Consider the following 6,872-nt stretch of genomic DNA (forward strand, 5'->3'; position numbering starts at 1 on the left):
GAGCCCGCAAATTAAATGACCGGGAATTCCGCTTTCATCCGCAGTTAGGCTACATTTCCCTGCTAGCTCCCATCCGTAACGACGAAATCGTCGCCGTTTCTTACGAGTATACGTATCAAGGCCGAAAGTTCAAGGTAGGTGAACTGACGGAAGATTACCAGAATCGGCAACAAGACGAAGTAATTGTGCTGAAACTGCTCAAATCATCGACCCTGCGGAATAATACCAATTTGCCGATGTGGGATTTGATGATGAAAAACATCTATTCGCTGAGTACGCAAACGCCTTCCAGTACGACCAGTACGACGACGAGTTATTCCGGCGGAAATGTAAGTGTACAACGGCAGGGTTTCCAATTACGGGTGATTTATAAAGACGACATTACGGGCGTCGATAACCCCAGCTTACAGGAAACAAATCTGGCCGGCATTCCGCTTTTACAGGTCATGAATCTGGATAAACTCAACCAGATGAATGACGCCCAGCCCGATGGGAATTTTGATTTTGTGGAAGACGTCACGATTGACCCCAAAAACGGCCGGATTATCTTCCCCGTACTGGAACCATTTGGTTCCACCCTACGGAATCGGCTGAATAATAGTGATCCGGCCTTGGTAGAAAAGTACGTACAAAATACGCTTTACCGAGGTACGCAAATTGACGCGACGCAACAGGCAGAAAAGAATAAATTTTTCATTCAGGGAAGTTATCAGGGAGCCAACGGAGCCCAGATTCCGCTGGGTTTTGGTGTCGATGAGAGTACGGTGCAGGTATCCGCGGGGGGCGTAAACCTCAACCCGGGTACGGACTTCGTCGTGGAAGGTGGAAGCGTACGGATTATGAATGATGCCCTGATGAACTCAGGTCGGGAAATCACTGTCAGTTGGGAAACGCCCGAACTCTTCAATAACCAGATTCGTACTCTGCTAGCAGGTCGCTTTGACTACCGAATCGATAAGAACTTCAACATTGGAGCGACGCTGATGCGACTCCGGGAAAGTACGCCCGGTAACATTACGCGGGTCGCTTTGGGTAATGAGCCCGTCAATAACTTCCTGTTCGGTTTTGACGCTAACCTGAAAAAAGACGCACCCTTTCTAACCAAAGCCCTCGACGCTCTGCCTTTGATTCAGACCAAGGAAATGTCGAGTATTACCTTCGGGGGCGAATACGCTCAATTACTTCCTGGTGTGACGCCCCGGGCCCAAAACCGGAGTTACCTCGATGATTTTGAAGGCAGCCGTACCATCTACGATTTCACGCGTCAGCCCATCCGCTGGCGAATGGGAGCAACACCCGTAACCTTTAACCAAGGCACCCCAGGGAACCCCTTGCAGTACAACGATCGTCGGGCTCTGATTTCCGTATACAACGTCGATCAGACGTTCTACGGAACGGGCGGACTCGGTAACAACGTCGTGCCCGCGGATCTGGATGTTTCCAACTTCTACGAAAAGCAGTACCTGCCCCAGCAGATTTTTAAAGGTAAGGCGGCTCTGAATTATAACCTGCCCCTGAATATTCTGGATCTGGCGTACTTTCCGGCCGAACGCGGGATGTACAACTACAATCCGGATCTAACGTCGGAAGGTCGGCTGCGAAATCCCAAACAGAGCTTCGGAGCCATTACGCGGGCTATTACCTCGGATAATGACTTTGATAACTCCAACATTGAAATCATGGAGTTCTGGGTCATGGATCCGTTCCTAAACGCACCCGTTCGGGCGAATGGCGGTACGCAGGATAAACCCAATACTACGGGGGGTAAACTGCTCATACACCTGGGCGATATTTCCGAAGACGTCGTTCCGGACGGTCGTTTCAACTTCGAGAATGGCCTGCCTACGGGTGAGGTACGCACGCAGACCGTCAACGGGCAGCCCGCCAACGTCGATTCGACCGCCTGGGGAAGAGCCACCAAGCAGCAATTCGTCATCAATGCCTTCAACAACGATAACATTGCCGCCCAGGATGTTGGACTTGACGGCGTAAATAATGCCGCCGAGCAGACCTATTTCAGTAACTATCTCAACCAGGTGCGTTCCCGGGTAACGGGCCCGGCACTGGATCAGATTACGAATGACCCTTCCAACGATGACTTCCGGTATTATTTCAGCCCGGAAGCCGATCAAAATAATTGGTCGATCATTCAGCGGTATAAGCGGTTTATGGGCATGGAAAACAACTCGCCGGCCAATACTGCCTCGGGTTCGCAGATTACGCCTTCTTCGACCAATTTACCCGATTCTGAAGATTTAAATAATGATAATACCATCAACGAAACAGAAGCATACTACGAATACGAAATTCCGCTGAAACCCGGTGAGCTGAAAATCGGGTCGAACAACATCGTTGATGAAATTGAGACAGACGACGGAGCCAAGTGGTATCTATTCCGGGTTGAAGTGCGTAAGCCCAGTCGCTCCGTAGGTGGGATCACCAGCTTCAAATCCATTCGCTTCATGCGGATGGTCATGACGGAATTTGAAGAACCCGTAGTTCTTCGCTTTGCTCAGCTGCAACTGACGGGTTTCCAATACCGGAAGTACGAGTATGATCTCAGTACCAAAGGCCTCGACGAAGTACCCGAACCTTACGATGCCGACTTTCGGGTATCGACCGTAAGTGTGGAAGAAAATGGCCCCACCGCAGCCGATCTGAATAGCAACAATAACACTCGCGTTCCTTACGTCGTTCCTCCCGGCTACGAACGGGATCGCGACATCATGACGCTGAACAACGCGGCCCTGAACGAACAAGCCTTAAGCTTGTGCGTGACGGATCTGCGAGACGGTGATTCACGGGCGGCCTACAAAATTGTCAACTACAACCTGAATCAGTACCGCCGCCTGACCATGTCCGTGCACATGGATAACCTGGCTGATGAAGACGGTAAGACCTCCGCCTTCATTCGACTGGGTACGGATTTCAAGGATAACTTCTACGAAATCGAAGTACGAAGCCTGACGGCTACCCGGCCGGGTTCGCTCAATATGGGTTCTCCCGACCCTACGCTGGTATGGCCCCTGGACAACAAGTTTGACTTCGCCATTGACGAGCTTCGTCGCGTAAAAGCGGAACGTAACCGCCTGGGAGCGGCTAATGCGACGCCTTTTACGCTCGTATCCGAAGACGGCAAGTATAACATTACGGTGGTGGGGACACCCGACGTTTCCGCCGTTCAGGTGATGATGTTGGGGGTACGAAACCCGAAATCAGATGATGGACAGGCCAAGTCCTTCTGCGTTTGGGTCAATGAATTTCACGCGACGGATTTTGATCAGCGATCCGGTTACGCGGCTATCGGCCGGGCGGATATCAAGCTAGCCGACTTTGCAACCGTAACATTGACCGGAGCCATGAAGACCTATGGTTTCGGCGGCGTGGATACGCGGATTTCCGAGCGTTCACAGAGTAATTCGACGGCCTTCGGTATCGCTTCGAATGTAAATCTGGATAAGCTCTTCCCGCAAAACTGGGGGTTACAGATTCCGTTTTACTTCAGCTACGACCGGCAGAACATTCGTCCGCACTTCAATCCGCTCGATCCGGATATGCCGCTGGATTTATCACTAAGTACGATGCCCGCTAGTCAACGCGAAGCATACCGAAAAATGGTGGAGGAAAACTCCATGCGAAAAGCTATCAATTTCTCGAACGTACGGAAGATTCGTGTGAATCCGAACAGCCGAGCCCATTTCTACGACATCGAGAACTTTTCGTTTACCTACGCCTATTCCGACGCCATACGGTCGAGCATTACGCTGGCAGAATACCGGCAATTGTCGCAGCGGGGTGGCTTTACCTACGCGTACACCACGGCTCCGAAACCTTGGGAGCCCTTCAAGAAGTGGAAGAACGATCAGCATATTTTCCAGCTAATCAAGGATTTCAACTTTACGCCCATTCCCAACAGCGTAACCTTCCAGGCCAACATGGACCGAAGCCTGATTCGAACCCAGTACCGACAGGCGGCAACGGGTTCTACGGCGGGAAATCCGATGCTGACAACGGACGGTGTAACGCCTTTATTCGAGAAGTACTGGCTGTTCAACCGACTGTACGGACTGAACTGGAATTTCTCGAAAAACTGGAATGCCCAGTACAATGCCACGGCTCAAGCCATCATCGACGAACCCTACGGCGACATCAATACGCCGGAAAAACGCGATTCGGTAATGAATAGTCTGAAGCGACTCGGTCGGATGAAAAACTTTGAACAACGGATTACCAATACTTGGCAAATCCCGCTGAACAAGTTTCCGCTCACGGACTGGATGACTGCCCAGTTGCAATACAACGTCGCTTACAAGTTCCAGGCGAATAGTTACGGCATCGTCGATTCGACGGGTGTGGCCTTTGGTAATACCATTCAAAATACCCGCGAACGGGTACTCACGGGTCGGGTTGATTTCGTTGCCCTGTACAACAAAGTGAAGGCTCTACGCTGGGTGAATTCCCCCCGGGCTCCCCGCCGCGATATTGCCCGTAGCCCCGGTGACTTTGACGAAGTAGACGTCGAGCGTAATCAATTCCTGAAAAGCGTATCTCGATTGTTACTGACAGTTCGGGGTATTCGCTATACCTATGCCATCCAGGAATCGACGATTTTACCCGGCTTTTTACCGACACCGCACCTGTTCGGAGATCGTAGCGGGGTACCGGGTCTGCCTTTCATTCTGGGTAGCCAGGACGGAAGCATTCGTTACCGCGGAGCCGAAGAAGGTTGGATTACCAAGAGTACGGTACAAAACCAGCCGTTCGTACAAACGCTTACGAAACGCTTTGAAGCCACCACCGATCTGGAGCCGTGGAAAGACTTTAAGGTCTTCATGGATTTACGCTACAACCGTTCGGACAACTACCAGGAATTCTTCCGGCCCGCTACGGTCAATGGTCCTTTTGTGAGCCAGTCGCCGCTACGATCGGGTAATTATTCCATGAGTTACTTATCCTTCCTCACGGCTTTTGAGAAAACCAATCGGGAAAGCTTCTCGGCCAACTTCGAGCGTTTCAAAGACTATCGGAACATTTTGCTCGAACGCCTGAAGGTCGCGAACCCCGCCGGCGATTCATACAACCTCAATTCGCAGGATGTACTGATTCCGGCTTTCTTCTCGGCCTACTCCGGCAAGAGTCCGAACAAGGTGAAGTTTTCGCCCTTCTATAAAATTCCCTTGCCGAACTGGCGGGTGAATTACAATGGTCTGACGAATGTAGCCTGGTTTAAGCGACGCTTCTCACAGATTCAGATTACGCACTCGTATTCGAGTACGTACAACGTTGGGAACTTCGTTTCTTCGCTAGAATACGATGCCGCGTTCGTTGCTTTAAACGCACCCTTGTACCCCTTTGCCAATCAGGTGAACGCCGAGGGACAGTTTGTTCCGGTGTACGTGATGAGCGTAATTTCATTCGTGGAACGCTTTGCTCCCTTCATCGGCGTACAGTTCCGTACGAAAGATGGCATTTCGGGTGGTTTGGAATACAACCAGGACCGAAACGTCGGACTGAACCTTTCCAACGTCTCGGTCAATGAAGTGAATAATAAGGATTTGACGGGTCGACTGGGCTTCACGCGGCAGAACATCCGCTTCCGTTTCGGGGGTCGTCAAGTACGCCTCAAGAATGACCTGACTTTCGATTGCCGCCTGACCTTCCGCGATCAACGCGTCATTGTCCGGAAGCTGGAAGGCGAAACAACGCCGACGGCGGGGAACGTATTCTTCCAGTTTAACCCCAGCGTCACGTACAATGCCAGTCGTCAGCTCAACGTTCGTGTGTATCTCGACCGTACAGTCAACGACCCGCTCGTCTCTAATTCCTTCCGACGAGCCGTTACGCAGGGCGGGGTGCAATTGCGACTTAGCTTGAACTAACTTATCTTAAAAAGGCTGTCTGATTCAGGCGGCCTTTTTATTTTTGAGTATCAAATTCATTTCTCATCCAACCTGACCACTTCTATGCATTTCCTGCGATTGAGTTTTCTTCTACTGCTTGCCTATACTACGCAGGCCCAAAACCAGCTTTCTGACGTATCCAAAGAGCGGATCAATATGGGTGGCGTTCCCAATAACTCGACCAGCGTACTTTGGGGACAAACAGGCGAATCCCGTACTGTAGTGGGTGAAATTTACCTCGATACGCTTTGGCATACGGGTAGTGTCAAGCTGAATCAGGGTTTGCTGGCCGATAAAAAAACGGCATCTGACAGCATCGGTGGCATACAAATGCGGTACAACATTTACGAAAATGAGATAGAAGTACTCGCCAATGAAGCACGCCGGGACATTCGGGTCATTCCGGGGAATCAGCTCAAGTACTTTACCCTGAATCAGGGCACGCAACCCATGCGTTTCATCAATACCCGACAGTTTCAAACGAATGAAGCCGTAACGGGATTTTACGAACTGCTTGCCCCCGGTCGCCTGCAACTGGCCAAGCATCACCGAACAAAAACGATCAAACCTAATTACAATACGGCGTTTGGAACGGGCGAGAAAAACGCTCGAATTGAATTAACCAGCGATTATTACGTGATTTCGCAAGGAAAAGCAGCTCGATTCAGTCCCAGTAAAAAAACAGTATTGGCTCTCATGCAGGATCAACAGGCTGCGATAGAAGCGTATATGAAAACGAATAAAATCAGCTTCCGAGATCCATCAGATCTAGCTAAACTGTTTGCATACTACAACCAGCTTTAGAATACTATTTCGATATACGTATTAAAAAGAGGTCCCGCGAACTATAGTTAGCGGGACCTCTTTTTAATACGTATATCGAAATAGTATTCTAAAGCTGGTTGTAGTATGCAAACAGTTTAGCTAGATCTGATGGATCTCGGAAGCTGATTTTATTCGTTTTCATATACG

The 6,872-nt window shown here is 50.3% G+C and carries 2 protein-coding genes; both read left to right on the forward strand.

Features of this window, described 5'->3' with window-relative positions; genetic code table 11:
* Positions 1 to 5,879: cell surface protein SprA (gene sprA, locus ACOJTG_RS03530; protein ID WP_420152543.1), on the forward strand; the 5,879-nt coding region annotated here is incomplete at its 5' end.
* A gap of 84 nt (positions 5,880 to 5,963) precedes the next feature.
* Positions 5,964 to 6,704 carry a hypothetical protein gene (locus ACOJTG_RS03535; RefSeq protein WP_420152544.1) on the forward strand — a complete coding sequence of 247 codons (741 nt, stop codon included), beginning with the start codon at positions 5,964 to 5,966 and terminating at the stop codon, positions 6,702 to 6,704.
* The last annotated feature ends 168 nt before the right edge of the window (positions 6,705 to 6,872 follow it).

The sequence above is a fragment of the Siphonobacter sp. genome, assembly GCF_048595215.1.
In the GTDB taxonomy this organism is placed as follows: domain Bacteria; phylum Bacteroidota; class Bacteroidia; order Cytophagales; family Spirosomataceae; genus Siphonobacter.